Annotated in this window: 13 protein-coding genes; 11 read left to right on the plus strand and 2 right to left on the minus strand. The window is 35.3% G+C overall.

Annotated features, from left to right (window positions below):
• Positions 1-401: 401 nt before the first annotated feature.
• Genes cas9 through csn2 form a run of 4 tightly spaced genes read left to right on the plus strand, consistent with a single transcriptional unit; the run spans position 402 to position 6237 of the window.
• On the plus strand, positions 402-4385 hold the full coding sequence (gene cas9, locus AC4BD1_RS01450; protein WP_490485717.1) for a type II CRISPR RNA-guided endonuclease Cas9: 3984 nt from the start codon (positions 402-404) through the stop codon (positions 4383-4385).
• Between the two features lie 4 nt (positions 4386-4389).
• Complete coding sequence (gene cas1 / locus AC4BD1_RS01455; protein WP_206909355.1) at positions 4390-5256, plus strand: type II CRISPR-associated endonuclease Cas1; 867 nt, start codon at positions 4390-4392, stop codon at positions 5254-5256.
• Positions 5253-5600 carry a CRISPR-associated endonuclease Cas2 gene (gene cas2 / locus AC4BD1_RS01460; protein ID WP_206909353.1) on the plus strand — a complete coding sequence of 116 codons (348 nt, stop codon included), beginning with the start codon at positions 5253-5255 and terminating at the stop codon, positions 5598-5600. Before cas1 ends, cas2 begins: the two co-directional genes overlap by 4 nt.
• Positions 5584-6237, plus strand: a complete 654-nt coding sequence (gene csn2, locus AC4BD1_RS01465; RefSeq protein ID WP_490486006.1) for a type II-A CRISPR-associated protein Csn2 — start codon at positions 5584-5586, stop codon at positions 6235-6237. The genes cas2 and csn2 overlap by 17 nt, the downstream gene beginning before the upstream one ends.
• Positions 6238-6972: 735 nt before the next feature.
• Here csn2 and AC4BD1_RS01470 read toward each other — a convergent pair.
• Entirely contained in the window at positions 6973-7302 is a 330-nt protein-coding gene (locus AC4BD1_RS01470) for an AzlD domain-containing protein (RefSeq protein WP_490485718.1), read from the minus strand.
• The gene (locus AC4BD1_RS01475) at positions 7289-7996 is read right to left on the minus strand and encodes an AzlC family ABC transporter permease (protein ID WP_206909345.1); all 708 of its coding nucleotides are present in this window, start codon (positions 7994-7996) and stop codon (positions 7289-7291) included. Before AC4BD1_RS01475 ends, AC4BD1_RS01470 begins: the two co-directional genes overlap by 14 nt.
• Positions 7997-8202: 206 nt before the next feature.
• On the opposite strand from AC4BD1_RS01475, the gene AC4BD1_RS01480 reads away from it, so the two are divergent.
• The 7 genes from AC4BD1_RS01480 (at position 8203) to AC4BD1_RS01510 (ending at position 14826) form a co-directional block, all read left to right on the plus strand.
• Positions 8203-8784: an NUDIX hydrolase N-terminal domain-containing protein gene (locus AC4BD1_RS01480; RefSeq protein ID WP_490486007.1), complete on the plus strand. Its 582-nt coding sequence runs from the start codon at positions 8203-8205 to the stop codon at positions 8782-8784.
• 136 nt (positions 8785-8920) lie between these two features.
• Complete coding sequence (locus AC4BD1_RS01485) at positions 8921-9373, plus strand: MarR family winged helix-turn-helix transcriptional regulator (RefSeq protein WP_206909343.1); 453 nt, start codon at positions 8921-8923, stop codon at positions 9371-9373.
• Positions 9374-9391: 18 nt separating this feature from the next.
• On the plus strand, positions 9392-9928 hold the full coding sequence (locus AC4BD1_RS01490; protein WP_490466781.1) for a GNAT family N-acetyltransferase: 537 nt from the start codon (positions 9392-9394) through the stop codon (positions 9926-9928).
• Between the two features lies 1 nt (position 9929).
• Entirely contained in the window at positions 9930-10640 is a 711-nt protein-coding gene (locus AC4BD1_RS01495) for a B3/B4 domain-containing protein (protein WP_490485719.1), read from the plus strand.
• 192 nt (positions 10641-10832) lie between these two features.
• Entirely contained in the window at positions 10833-12146 is a 1314-nt protein-coding gene (locus AC4BD1_RS01500) for an NCS2 family permease (protein WP_067483128.1), read from the plus strand.
• 154 nt (positions 12147-12300) lie between these two features.
• Positions 12301-12861, plus strand: coding sequence for a bactofilin family protein (locus tag AC4BD1_RS01505; protein WP_206909338.1), 561 nt, complete (start codon positions 12301-12303; stop codon positions 12859-12861).
• A 351-nt stretch (positions 12862-13212) separates the two neighbouring features.
• Positions 13213-14826 carry a glycoside hydrolase family 13 protein gene (locus tag AC4BD1_RS01510; protein WP_490466782.1) on the plus strand — a complete coding sequence of 538 codons (1614 nt, stop codon included), beginning with the start codon at positions 13213-13215 and terminating at the stop codon, positions 14824-14826.
• Positions 14827-15019: the final 193 nt, after the last annotated feature.

The following is a 15019-nucleotide window of genomic DNA, read 5'->3' on the forward strand; positions in this document are numbered from 1 at the left end:
TCTCACTTTTTTTATTTGGATAAAAATAACTTGATATGGATTGATGTAAAGTTATTTTAAATTCAATAAATGTTTTGTTTTTATTCTTATTTTAATAAGAATAAAAATTGTTTGTATATCAATTGAAAAGGCTTGCTTGTGAAGTGGGTAGTGGTATAATTTGAAATGATTAAGTAGCAATTTCTTGTTCTAAAAACAACATTCAATTAAAAAAAGAGTACAAAAAAAGCACCGAATACAGTGCCAAAATTTGTTTACGGACTAAGCCTTATTTTAACTTGCTATGTTGTTTTGAATGCTACCAACAAGTACATTTTATCACATATTCGAGAATACACAACAGAAATATTCTTTTTATTTTTACAAAAGAAGTTACAGAAGCAAATTTGGGAGGGGTAAAGATGAGAAAAAATTACACGATTGGTCTTGACATCGGCACAGCAAGTGTCGGATGGGCAGTGCTGACAGAAGATTATGATTTAGTAAAACGAAAAATGAAAATTTCAGGTAATACTCAAAAAAAAGCAGTCAAAAAAAACTTTTGGGGTGTTCGCTTATTTGAACAGGGTGAAACCGCTGAAGGACGACGATTGAAACGGACGACTCGTAGACGAATCGCTCGACGCCGACAACGAATTCAATATTTACGTACGATATTCGGTGAAGAAATGAATCAAGTCGATCCGAATTTTTTTGCTCGTTTGGATGAAAGCTTTTCTATCACAGATAAAAAAGAAAATGAACGTCATCCGATTTTTGGAAGTATAGCTGAAGAAGTAGCTTACCATGAACAGTTTCCGACGATTTATCATTTACGTGAGCATTTAGCTAATTCCTCTGAGAAAGCAGATTTACGTTTGGTTTATCTTGCCTTAGCGCACATTATTAAGTTCAGAGGACATTTTTTGATTGAAGGAGAACTGAATACAGAAAATTCTTCTGTTTCTGGAACGTTTGAACAGTTTATCCAAGTCTACAATGAAACCTTCAACGTTGAAAAAGAGCTGGACTCACTGACCGCTTTAGATAGGATTGCCGAGCAAAAAATTTCTCGTATGAAGCGAGCTGAACTGATTTTAAGTCTATTTCCTGAAGAAAAAAGTACAGGAGACTTTGCGCAGTTCATTAAAATGATTGTTGGAAATCAAGGGAATGTCAAAAAAACATTTTCGTTGGATGAAGATGCTAAAATCCAATTTTCAAAAGAAGAGCATGAAGAAAATTTAGAAACTTTACTCGCTGAAATAGGTGAAGATTTTCGCAGTGTGTTTGATGCAGCAAAAAGTGTCTATGATGCGATTTCGTTGACCAATATTTTGAAAGTAACTGAAGCTTCCACACGAGCAAAATTATCAAGTAGTATGGTTGCGCGTTTTACAGATCACAAAGAAGATCTAAAAGCATTGAAGCGATTTGTTCGTGAAAACATACCAGACGAGTATGATGATCTATTTAAAAACAAAAAAGTAGCTGGGTATGCGGGGTATATCGATGGCGGTGCGTCCCAAGAAGCATTTTATAAATATTTGATAAAAACGCTAACGAAAACGACAGGTGCGGAAGATTTCTTAGCAAAAATAGAACAGGAGGATTTTTTACGCAAACAAAGAACTTATGATAACGGTGTGATTCCTTATCAGCTCCATTTAGAAGAATTAAAAGCAATTATCAAAAATCAAAAACCATATTATCCCTTTTTAGAGGAAGCAAAAATTAGCCAGCTCATGACATTTAGAATTCCTTATTATGTAGGACCATTAGCACAAGGAGAAGGGGGCTTTTCCTGGCTAACTCGAAAAGAATCTGGAAAAATTACACCATGGAATTTGAATGAAAAAGTAGATATCGAAAAATCAGCAACGGACTTTGTGGAACGGATGACCAATAACGATTCTTATTTGCCAATGGAAAAAGTCTTGCCTAAACATAGCTTATTATATGAAAAGTTTACTGTTTACAATGAATTGACCAAGGTAAAATACATTGATGATAACGGACGTGTGCAGAATTTTTCGAGTAAAGAAAAACAGCAAATCGTCAATGATCTATTTAAACAACAACGAAAAGTCAAAAAAGAAATACTAGAGGCCTTTTTAAAAAATGAATATGGCATTGAAAATCCAAAAGTGGAAGGAATCGAGAAAGCTTTTAATGCAGGTCTAGGAACGTATCATGATTTAGTCAAACTGGGTATCCGACCAGCGTTATTTGAACAACCAGAATACGAACAACACTTTGAACAAATCGTAAAAATTTTGACTGTCTTTGAAGATCGTAAAATGCGTCGTAAACAATTAGAACAGTTTTCCGACTTATTAACTGAAGAAGAACAAAAGCAATTGGAACGTAAACATTACAAAGGGTGGGGACGTTTATCAGCCAAGCTGATTCATGGTATTGTTGACCAAAAAACACAAAAAACGATTCTCGATTACTTGATTGATGATGATGATCTACCAAGAAATCGTAACCGTAACTTTATGCAATTAATTAACGATGAAAATCTATCCTTTAAAGAAGAAATCGAAAAAATAGCTTTTGACAATGACAAGAATACAGAAGAACGTGTCCAAGAACTAGCAGGTAGCCCCGCAATCAAAAAAGGAATTTTACAAAGCTTGAAAATCGTGGAAGAAATCATTGAGATCATGGGGGAATTACCAACAAATATTGTGGTAGAAATGGCGAGAGAAAACCAAACAACCGCGCAAGGAAACCGCGCTTCGCGGGCACGCATGAAATATTTAGAAGAAGCGATCAAAAAATTTGGTAGTAGTATTTTGGAAGATGAACCGATTAGCAAGGACGCTAATTTACTGAGAAATGATCGCTTGTTCTTATACTATCTCCAAAATGGGCGTGATATGTATACCGGCGATGAGCTAGACATCAACAACTTATCTTCCTATGATATTGATCACATTATTCCCCAAAGTTTCGTAAAAGATGATTCCATCGACAACCGTGTATTGACTACATCTCGTATGAACCGTGGCAAATCAAACACGGTACCTGCTGAAAATATAGTGAAAGAAATGCAACCTACTTGGGAAAGACTTTTGGCTTCCGGACTGATCAGCAAAAAGAAATTCAGTTATTTGACGAAAGCAGTCAATGGCGGTTTGACGGAAGAGGACAAAGCATACTTTATTCAACGTCAATTAGTTGAAACACGCCAGATCACAAAAAATGTTGCTCAGATTTTACACCAAAAATATAACAATCAACAATCATCCGAAAAACCTGTTCGTGTGATTACGTTAAAATCTTCTTTAGCAAGCCAGTTTCGAAAAGATTTTTCGTTATATAAAATTCGAGAACTCAATGATTACCATCATGCACAAGATGCTTACTTGAATGGGGTCATTGCACAAGCTCTATTGAAAGTTTATCCTAAATTAGCACCTGAATTTGTCTATGGGGATTACACGAAAGTTTCCATTCGTGCACTGAACAAAGCGACCGCCAAAAAAGAGTTCTATTCAAATATCATGAACTTTTTTACAAGCGATGAGGTGTTAAAAAACAAAGAAACTGGCGAAGTCCTTTGGAATCGCCAAAGAGACATCAAGACGATCAAAAAAGTGATGAACTATCATCAAATGAATATCGTAAAGAAAGTTGAAATACAAACGGGTAGATTTACGAAAGAATCAATCTTACCTAAAGGACCTTCAAAAAAATTGATTGCTAGAAAAAACAACTGGGCACCCGTCAATTATGGTGGGTTCGACAGTCCAACAGTGGCATATTCTGTTATTATTACTCATGAAAAAGGAAAAGCGGCGAAAGTTGTTCAACAATTAGTGGGAATCAAAATTTTAGAACGACAAGCGTTTGAAAAAAATGAAGTCGGCTTCTTAGAAGAAAAAGGCTTTATCCATCCTGAAGTTCAATTGAAGCTTCCAAAATATTCTTTGTATCAATTTGCCGATGGTCGTCGTCGTTTATTAGCAAGTGCAGATGAATCTCAAAAAGGCAATCAAATGGTCTTGCCAGATGACTTAGTTGAACTATTGTACCATGCCAAACATGTGGATGATTCCGGTGGTAAAAGCTTGCTTTATTTAGAAAATCATCGCGCAAAATTTACTGAATTATTAGAAGTAATCTTACAGTTTACCGATCGCTATGTTGGTGCGGAAGACAGACAGAAAAAAGTCCGTGATTTATATGAAAAGAATCGTGATGCAAATATGAAAGAATTAGCATCATCATTTATTCAATTACTTCAATTGAATAAACAAGGTGCACCAGCAAGCTTTAAGTTCTTCGGAGAAACAATCGAACGAAGTAGATACAAAAACACAGCAGAACTATATAAGGCAACATTTATTAATCAATCAATTACAGGGTTATACGAAACTCAAAGAAGGTTGGTCTGAGTCAATGGGGTGGCGGACAGTAGTAGTAAATACGCATTCTAAATTGACTTACAAAAACAATCATTTAGTTTTTCGGACATATGATCGCCAAGAATTGATCCACCTGTCTGAAATTGATGTTCTCCTACTGGAAACAACAGATATTACGTTAACTACCATGCTGATCAAACGCTTGATTGATGAAAATATTCTGATTCTTTTTTGTGATGATAAGCGTTTGCCTATTGGTAAATTGTTATCTTTCTATGCACGTCATGATAGTAGTTTGCAATTAGCTCGGCAATTGGAATGGAAAGAAAACAGAAAAGCGGAAATTTGGACTGAAATCATTTCACAAAAAATCTTGAATCAAAGTCAGTTACTAGCTGGCTTTGACCTTCAAGAAAAAGCAGCCTCACTTCTTAACCTGCAAAATGAATTAGAAATTTTTGATCCTAGTAATCGCGAAGGTCATGCTGCAAGAATTTATTTCAATGCTTTGTTTGGTAAGGAGTTTACACGTGAGGCGGACAATTCAATCAACGCCGGTTTGAATTATGGCTACACGTTATTATTGAGTATGTTTGCAAGGGAAGTTGTTCAAACAGGTTGCATGACGCAATTTGGGTTAAAACATGCAAATCAGTTCAATGATTTTAACTTAGCAAGTGATTTTATGGAACCATTTCGACCACTAGTTGATCACATCGTTTATGAGAATCAGCATCGGGAATTTCAAGTAATCAAACGAGCACTATTTGATTTGTTTACGAATAATTACCCTTACCATAACAAAAAAATGTTTTTGACCAATATCGTTAGTGATTATACGAAAAAAGTAGTGAAATCACTAAATAACGAGATAGAAAGGGCGCCTAATTTTAGGATATGAGCTATCGTTATATGAGAATGATTTTGATGTTCGACATGCCGACAGAAACTGCCGAAGAGAGAAAAATTTATCGGAGATTCCGAAAGTTTTTACTTAGTGAAGGGTTTATTATGCACCAATTTTCTGTTTATAGTAAAATTTTGCTGAATAACACTGCTAACACAGCTATGATTAATCGATTGAAGCAACATAATCCTAAAAAAGGATTAGTAACAATTTTGACAATTACGGAAAAACAATTTGCGCGAATGCTCTATTTGACAGGAGAACAGGATACTTGCATCGGAAATTCAGATGCAAGGGTCGTTTATTTAGGAGAAGCACATGATGAATTTGAACTTTAAGCTACTGGATGAATCATTAAAATTAAATTTATCAACAATTTTAGTGATTGAAGATGTAAAGACTTATGCACATACTGTTGAACAGTTCTATCATTATGATGAGACGAGTGATCTAAAATTGTTTGATAAAAATCAAAAAAACCTCAAAGAATCTGAACTGATTTTGATTACAGACATTTTGGGGTATGAAGTGAACTCACCTGCAACATTGAAATTTATTTACGCTGATTTAGAAAATCAGTTGAATGAAAAGCCAGAAATCAAAACGAAAATTGATTACCTGTCGATGGAAATTGCCAAAGTGATGCAGCATGAGTTGTTAGAACATGCGCTAGATCTTGAAGAAGATGAGTTGACCCTCATGGAGATATTTAAGTGTTTAGGAATACGGATCGAAACAAAAAGTGATACTATTTTAGAAAAAATGATTGAAGTAATCCAAGTATATCGTTATCTAGTGAAAAAGAAATTATTAGTATTTGTGAATGCTTGTTCTTATTTAACAAAGGCAGAATTACAAATATTAATTGACCATATTTCTTTATACAATGTGGATGTATTATTTTTGGAACCTAGACCAGTTGAGGGTGTTACTCAGCAAATTCTAGATCAAGATTATTTTTTGACAACAAAATAACAGATATCACTTATCTTTTCGTTCTTTGACAAGTAAATCGAACTAATGAAGCATTTATGCTGAAGCCTTGCTATGGGCGAATAGTGCGATTACGGAACCTCAAAAATATTTATCCGAGGTTTTAGAGCTATGCTGTTTTGAATGCTTCCAAAACTGTCGTGTAACTAATTTTTTTCAAGTCTGCGTTTTAGAGCTATGCTGTTTTGAATGCTTCCAAAACTTGACAAATCTTTATTCTGAGAACACAATAGTTTTAGAGCTATGCTGTTTTGAATGCTTCCAAAACAACATCGGCAACGATAATATCAGGTTCATAGTTTTAGAGCTATGCTGTTTTGAATAGATACAAAGATTATTTTTCCTGTTGTAGATTGAAAATATGTTTGATTTAGTATTGATAGCAGGTGTGTCGCTCTCAGTAATATTTCTTTCATGATGAGTCTACCAAGCTTTCTAAGACAAATGGGAATCCTTCGTGAGTTCGATACGATGATCCTCACTACCGCATACACACTGTTCCCCGACAAAAGATAGTTGATGTCAAGTAAAGGCTATCTGAATTTTCTGTACGATGACACTAGCGAATTCTTGATATAATCAGAGAAGTAATTGTTATGGATTTAAAGTATGGTTACTTGAGATTTATGATAATCATGTTCGACACAGTTTTATAAAAATAAAGACAAAATCCTACAAACACAGTATTTTTTCTGTGTCTGTAGGATTTCTTGCTTATCATAAAATGAAAAACCGTAGAGCCGCCAAAGAAATCATTCCCACGATGACGATTACTAATAAGTTTTTAGAAATGATTGCACTGAGAACAGTTGGCAAGGAAGCAAGTAAGTTTTCCCAGTCGATGCTTGGAAGATGTCCCAAGTTTTGAACGAATAAACTATTGAACCATAGCGCAGACATGATAACGATTGGAACGAAACTTAAAAATTCTGCTACGGGTTGAGAAAAGTTCATTCGCTTAATGAACAAAAAAGGTAAGACCCTTGATAACCAAGTTGCTAAGCCGCAACCTAAAATAGTAAAAAAGAGATAACTAGTAGTATACATGTTTCATCATCACCCCAAATCCACAGCCTAAAAGTGTTACTACAATAATTAATAAGTTACTTGGTATAAAAATCAATCCGAGAACGATTGCTATTAACGTAAATAAAATAACGGAAAATTGTAGAGAAAGAGGTAATGTTCGATCTGCGATTACCTGAAGATAAAGTAGGCCAATAAACATTGCAACAATTGCAAAATCAAGTCCAAATTGTTTGGGGTCATTAATAAAATTACCCATCAGAGCACCAATCATTGTTGCGCCGATCCATGTCAAATAAGAAATAATATTTGCTGTGTTGAGCCACTCAAATGATAACTTTCCTTTACTAAAATTCAACTTGTTCATCCCTAACGCAAAACTTTCATCTGTTAGCAGTGTTCCTAGCATTACATTTTGTGCTAATGAGTTTTCTTTTAAATAATTTGCTAAAGTTGTACTCATGAGGATCATGCGTGAGTTGACTAGGAAAGTAGATAAAATAATTGATAATACAGGGCTTGAAACAGTTAACATACTGACAGTGATGAATTGTGCAGAGCCTGCATAAACAAAAGCTGAGAGCATGAAAATAACGAATAAATGAAGACCAGCAGCATGTCCAACGACCCCGAATGCAATACCAATTCCGATATAGCCAAAAACAGTAGGCAAAGTGTCTTTGATGGCAGTTTTATAATCTAATTGTCCGTTCATCTTTATTCTCCTTTCTTGATGTGCCACTAAGCATAGCAGAAAACTTATTGTGATTCTACTACTGTGTCAAAATAAATACGCGGAAATTTTCTCTAAATTTTTGTCAAGAAAAGTGAAACATTTAGTTAAGTGTAAACGATTGCGTTAAACTAAAAATAGATGATTGGATTTTTGGGAAGGAGAAAAGAAGTGTGAGTGATTTAGAGATGTATCGCAGGTTATTAGCAATTGCTGAAGCAGGTTTGTATTATGGAAAAGATGAATTTGACAAAGAACGGTATCAAGAATTAAAGAAACTTTCTTTGGAACTACTGAGTAGGGTTGGGCAGGAATCTGTTGCTGAACTATTTCAATTAACAGAACAAAATGAGGGATACCCGACACCTAAAGTTGATGTACGCGCGTATATCAAGCAAGAGGATAAGGTGCTGCTAGTTGAAGACAAAAAAACAAAAGAATGGGCACTTCCTGGTGGCTACGCTGAAGTAGGTCTGTCGCCCAAAGAAAACATTCAAAAAGAAGTGTTAGAAGAAACAGGATTAATTGTTCAAGTAGATGAGTTATTGGGTATCTTTGATACGAATTTGAGAAAAGATATTCCACAAGTCTATCAATATTATAAACTGATTTTTAGTTGCTCAATTATTGAAGGCTCCTTTGTTGAAAATAACGAAACTTCAAACATGGATTTTTTTGCGTTAGACAACTTACCTAAACTATCGGTAAAACGAACGACGAGAGAACAACTGGAATATTTGCATAAACAAAAGAATACTTATTTTGAGTAAAGTGATTCAAACGATTGAGTCAAATTGACTGGCAGATGTGCTGATTGATTTGGCTTTTATTTAATTAAAATAAATTGTTGCATTTGCAACAAAAAAGAGTAAACTAGAAAATAAATAAATGAAAAGAGGAATTTGATTGGTAGAGATTCTTCGGGATATTGGTGTGATTGCTCGAGCTTTAGATTCCATCAGTAACATTGAATTCAAAGAAGTTGATTTGACACGTGGTCAGTATCTTTACCTTGTTCGTATTTGTGAAAATCCCGGAATCATCCAGGAAAAATTAGCAGAAATGATCAAGGTGGATCGAACTACAACTGCTCGTGCCATTAAAAAGTTGGAAAAAAATGGGCTGATCGAGAAAGAACAAGATCAAGAAAACAAAAAAATAAGACATCTTTATCCAACAAGTAAAGGAAAAACTGTTTATCCATTAATCATTCGAGAAAATGAGTATTCAAATCAAGTTGCTCTACAGGGGATTACAGAAGAAGAAGCACAGCAATTGAAAATTTTATTAGAAAAAGTGAGTGCAAACGTGAGTGATGATTGGAATTTTGTAAAAAAAGGAAATAAACGAATTTATTGAGAGGAAATTATACTTTATATGGCAGAAATAACTCTAAAAAAACTAACAGAAGATGATGCACAACAACTGCAAGCAATCAGTATTGAAACATATGAAGATACATTTGGAGAATTTAATACAGATGTAAATATGACGATTTATTTGGAAGAAGCTTATGAAATCGGCAAGTTGCGTCGAGAACTAATGACGACTGGTTCGGAATTTTATTTATTAATGGTATCTGATGTACCGGCAGCTTATCTAAAAATCAATATTGATGAGCAACAGTCAGAAGAGATGTCAGCAGATTTTTTAGAAATTGAACGTATTTATGTACGAAAACAGTTTAAACGTATGGGTTTAGGAAATCGTTTGATGGAACTAGCTGTTGCGAAAGCGAAGGAGAAGAAAAAAAGAAAAATTTGGCTAGGTGTTTGGGAACACAACAAAACAGCGTTAGCTTTTTATCGTAAATGGGGATTTACTCATTTTAGTGAACATATTTTTTATATGGGTGATGATGCGCAAACAGATTATATTTTTGTCAAAGAACTTATTAGAGAGGATGGAAAGTGAAATGAAAAAGGTGATAGTTGATCAAAGCTTTTGGGAAATTTTTCCGAATGCAACAATTGAATTATTAGTTATCGAAGGAATCAATAATCAGGTTGATCCGTCCAATGAGGCGAAAGCTACTCAGTTACTGGGTCAAGCGGCTAAAAAAGCACAAGTTTATCTAACGGAGGAGCCATTTAGTCAAAATGAAGTGATTGTACAGTGGCGACAAGCTTTTACGAAATTCAAAACGAAAAAAGGTGCGCGTTCATCCATTGAAGCTTTATTAAAGCGAGTCAGTCAAGGGCGTGAATTCTCACCGATCAATCCATTGGTGGACTGTTACAACAGTATTTCTTTGGAATATGGCGTGCCGTGTGGGGGAGAAGATCTAGAAAAAATAAAAGGTGATTTACAGTTGGGAAAAGCAATTGGTGGCGAAAAATTCTTACCTTTAGGTGCGCAAGAAGATGCGCCGGCTTTACCAGAAGAACTAATTTATTTTGATGAAGAAGGAGCAATTTGTCGTTGCTTGAATTGGCGTGAAGCACAGCGGACGATGTTGACGGAAGAAACAACCAAGGCGATCTTGGTGATCGAATCAATCAATGAAGAACAGGCAGCCCGGGGTACGCAGGCAATGGAAGCTTTGAAAGAATTAACGGAGAAGACATTCGATGTAAGTGGAAAAAGAAGTACGTTAACAGCCAAAACCCCTGAAACAATTATTTGATAAAAATACTAATGTTAGCGTGCTAGTGTTAAATGGAATATGAGTTTGGAAAATGTTCGTGTTTTACTGATTATTCTAAATTTTAGTTTACTTATGTTGCTAATTATTATATGATTAAACACGTTGTTTTAGTGTTTAATCATTTTTTTACGGACTTATTTTTTAATGTTCGGATTTTTAGGAGGATGTCAGATGAAGGAAAAAATACTTTCCTACTTCGAGCTAGAAAAGCTAAATACTACGGTCAAACGTGAGGTATTAGCTGGTTTTACTACGTTTATTTCAATGGCGTATATTTTATTTGTTAATCCAACTGTATTGGGTGCTTCTGGTATGGATGAAGGAGCGGTCTTTACAGCAACAGCCTTAGCGAGTGCATTAGGTTGTATTTTGATGGGAGTTTTAGCACGTTATCCAATAGCAACTGCGCCAGCGTTAGGAATTAATGCATTTTTTGCGTATTCCGTTTGTTTGGGAATGGGTATTCCTTGGGAAACAGCACTAGCAGGAGTATTTGTCGCTTCATTGATTTTTATTATCATTACGATTTTTAAATTGCGTGAGATGATTATTGATGCGATTCCAGCAGATTTAAAGTATGCAATTTCTGGTGGTATTGGTCTATTTATTGCTTTCTTAGGTTTGAGTGAAGGCGGAATTATTGTAGCAAATGAATCGACATTGGTTGGTTTAGGCCCCTTGAACGTTGGATCTACTTGGTTAACTATTTTTGGTTTGGTCGTGACAGCTATTCTATTGGTTCGTCGTGTGCCAGGTGGAATTTTTATTGGGATGATTGGGACTACATTACTTGGTTTAGTTACTGGCTTGATCCAAATGCCAACACAAATTATTTCAGCTGCACCAAGTTTGAAACCAACATTTTTGGTTGCTTTGAAACACATTGGGGATATTAATTCTTTACAAATGTGGGTCGTTGTTTTAACTTTCTTATTAGTTACGTTCTTTGATACGGCTGGAACTTTAGTTGGTTTAGCCAATCAAGCAGGATTCATGCGAGAAAATAAAATGCCTCGAGTTGGTAAAGCATTGGCAGCTGATTCAACAGCGATGTTGGCTGGTTCATTGTTAGGAACTTCGCCAGTTGGCGCTTATGTAGAATCTTCTGCAGGGATCGCGGTTGGTGGCCGTTCTGGTTTGACAGCTATTACAACGGGTGGATTTTTCTTATTAGGCTTGTTCTTCTCGCCTTTATTAGCAATCGTGACGCCACAAGTGACAGCACCTGCATTGATTATTGTTGGTGTATTGATGGCTCAGTCACTTCGCCAAATTGAATGGGGAAAAATGGAAATTGCGATTCCTTCTTTCTTGATTTTGATTGGCATGCCGTTAACTTACAGTATTTCTGATGGGATTGCGTTAGGATTTATTTTCTATCCAATCACAATGATTGCTGCTAAACGTGGAAAAGAAGTTTCGCCTATCATGTATTTATTATTCTTTGTTTTTATTGGCTTTATGTGGATTTTAAATGTGAATTAACAAATAAATCGTTACCTATTTGTAAGTGAACTAACTTACAGATAGGTTTTTTTTAATTAAAACAGAAGAAAAGAGACAATTTATTGATTTGTAGGCGTTTTATTAGTAAAATTGTGATGAGGAAAACTAACTCACAATAATTGGAGGTAACATCATGAAACACACAAAATTAGCAACAACAGTCGTAACTTTGGCAGCAGCAGGAATGTTTTTAACAGCTTGTGGCTCAGATTCAGATAAAGGAACAGCAGCATCTTCAAGCACTGCTTCAACAACAGAAGTAGTTTCAGGTGCATCAGTAAGTGATAAAGCAAGCGACTTAGAAAAAGCGTTAGGTGCTGATGGTAACTGGATCGTTGCAACAACTGCAGACGTTACATTTGATAACGATGTAACAGTTGCTGGTGAATTCCATGACAAAGGTGAAGCAGGTAACGATATCTATCGTAAATTTGCTTTGTACGCACAAGATGATAAACGTAATGTAACAGATGAATACACAGTAACAGTTCCAACATTGATCGTTGAATCAGAAAACTTCAACATCGTTCACGGAACAGTTAAAGGAAATATCGAAGTAAAAGCAAATGGTTTTGTTTTAAACGGTGCAAAAGTTGACGGAAACATCACATTTGAAAAACAAGAATATAAAGATTCTGCTGTTTTAGATAAAGATGGCGCATCAGTAACTGGTGACGTAACAGTCGCTGAATAAAGCAGTATTTCTAAATAATATCAGGTTCTTCATCAAGTGGTTTTGATAGAGAAAAGCATGAGGTGTAATCCAGAGGAGAAGTCCTCTGGATTTTTTTGTCTTCTTATAAAGAAATTTTAATTGCTTCAAAAATTGTTATCGTTAACATTCATCACGAATATTCTTTCTAGTGATTGTGATGAAAGGCTTTTTGTTTTTTTTATGAAAAATGACAAGAAAAGGTCTATTTACTATTTGATTTAGTCACGCTACAATTCAAGCAACCAGATCTAAAGTGAAAAAGCTAATTTCGTTGAATAAAAACGTAAGCGATTTCTTTTTTACTTGAGCAAATGTATAGGAGGAATGAATATGAAGGAACAATGGTGGCAACGTGCGGTCGTTTATCAAATTTATCCAAGAAGTTTTCAAGATACGAATGGGGACGGAATTGGAGATTTACAAGGAGTTATTTCGCGTTTAGATTATCTTGAACTTTTAGGAATAGACGCTATTTGGCTGTCGCCAGTCTATCAGTCACCTAATGATGATAATGGGTACGATATCAGCAATTACGAAGAAATCATGAGTGAGTTTGGTACGATGACAGATATGGAAGAGTTGATTGCAGAAGGAAAGAAAAGAGACATCCGAATCATTATGGATCTAGTAGTCAATCACACTTCAGATGAACATGCTTGGTTTGTTGAAGCACGAAAGAGTCCAGAAAATCCTTATCGTGATTACTATATTTGGCGTGATCCTGTTGCTGGTCAGGTGCCTAATAACTTACGCTCCACATTCAGTGGTTCTGCTTGGGAATTTGATGAAGACTCAGGACAATATTTCTTACATTTATTTAGCAAAAAACAACCTGATTTAAATTGGGAAAATGAAAAAGTTCGTCAAGAAGTCTATGACATGATGAATTTTTGGATTGAGAAAGGTGTTGGCGGGTTTCGGATGGACGTGATTGACTTGATTGGCAAACTTCCAGATCAAGAAATTACAGGAAACGGACCAAAACTCCATGAATACTTACAAGAGATGAATGCTGAAACATTTGGTGGCAAAGATCTTTTAACAGTTGGAGAAACCTGGGGGGCAACGCCAGAAATTGCGAAATTGTATTCTAATCCACAACGAAATGAATTGTCCATGGTTTTCCAATTTGAGCACGTTGGTTTAGATCAGCAAGAAGGAAAAGAAAAATGGGATTTAGCACCATTAGATTTAACCAAATTGAAGGAAGTATTGTCAAAATGGCAAACTTCTTTAGGAAATGAAGGGTGGAATAGTTTATTTTGGAATAACCATGATTTGCCACGAATTGTTTCAAGATGGGGAAATGATCAACAGTATCGAGTAGAGAGTGCCAAAGCTTTTGCAATTTTATTACACTTGATGAAGGGGACGCCCTATATTTATCAGGGAGAAGAAATTGGAATGACCAACTATCCCATTACTGATATCAAGCAAGCAACGGATATTGAAACTATCAATATGTACCAAGAAAGATTATCGTTAGGTTTTTCTAAAGAGGACTTGATTGAATCAATCAATGCTAAGGGGCGAGATAATGCTCGAACACCGATACAGTGGGATGAAAGTACAAATGGCGGTTTTACGACTGGAACTCCGTGGCTACACGTGAATCCAAATTATCAAACAATCAACGTAGAACAAGCATTAGCAGACGCGAATTCGATTTTTTATACCTATCAGCAATTGATTGCTTTACGAAAAGAACATGATGTTATTGTTTGGGGGGAATATGAATTAGTGCACACACCAACAGAAGTTTTTGCTTACTTGCGTAGTTTAGGTGACGAAAAATGGTTGGTCGCATGTAATTTATCGGAACAGAATCAGACAGTTTCAGTTCCACAGAGTACAGAAATTATTTTAACAAACTATGAATTGACAGAGGTACCTGTTGGAGAAGTGACGATGCGTCCGTATGAAGCATTTGTGTTGAAGGTTTGATAAGAAGTAGCTAATTGAGAAAAGTCAGGCAAATGCACTAAACAAGCTGCCTGACTTTATTATCAAGTCAGCACGATAAAATAGGTATAGATTTTTGACAAATAATCCAAAAAATCATATGATATGCACACATGATTTTTACAGCAAAAGGATTCAACTGTTTTGTAACTTTAAATAACGAAAATTAGTATGC

It is taken from the genome of Enterococcus sp. DJ147D b, assembly GCF_058216655.1.

Coding starts and splice junctions, on each gene's coding strand:
- cas9 (WP_490485717.1), top strand. CDS start 402: ATGAGAAAAAATTACACGATTGGTCTTGACATCGGCACAGCAAGTGTC.
- cas1 (WP_206909355.1), top strand. CDS start 4,390: ATGGGGTGGCGGACAGTAGTAGTAAATACGCATTCTAAATTGACTTAC.
- cas2 (WP_206909353.1), top strand. CDS start 5,253: ATGAGCTATCGTTATATGAGAATGATTTTGATGTTCGACATGCCGACA.
- csn2 (WP_490486006.1), top strand. CDS start 5,584: ATGAATTTGAACTTTAAGCTACTGGATGAATCATTAAAATTAAATTTA.
- AC4BD1_RS01470 (WP_490485718.1), bottom strand. CDS start 7,302: ATGTATACTACTAGTTATCTCTTTTTTACTATTTTAGGTTGCGGCTTA.
- AC4BD1_RS01475 (WP_206909345.1), bottom strand. CDS start 7,996: ATGAACGGACAATTAGATTATAAAACTGCCATCAAAGACACTTTGCCT.
- AC4BD1_RS01480 (WP_490486007.1), top strand. CDS start 8,203: ATGTATCGCAGGTTATTAGCAATTGCTGAAGCAGGTTTGTATTATGGA.
- AC4BD1_RS01490 (WP_490466781.1), top strand. CDS start 9,392: ATGGCAGAAATAACTCTAAAAAAACTAACAGAAGATGATGCACAACAA.
- AC4BD1_RS01495 (WP_490485719.1), top strand. CDS start 9,930: ATGAAAAAGGTGATAGTTGATCAAAGCTTTTGGGAAATTTTTCCGAAT.
- AC4BD1_RS01500 (WP_067483128.1), top strand. CDS start 10,833: ATGAAGGAAAAAATACTTTCCTACTTCGAGCTAGAAAAGCTAAATACT.
- AC4BD1_RS01505 (WP_206909338.1), top strand. CDS start 12,301: ATGAAACACACAAAATTAGCAACAACAGTCGTAACTTTGGCAGCAGCA.
- AC4BD1_RS01510 (WP_490466782.1), top strand. CDS start 13,213: ATGAAGGAACAATGGTGGCAACGTGCGGTCGTTTATCAAATTTATCCA.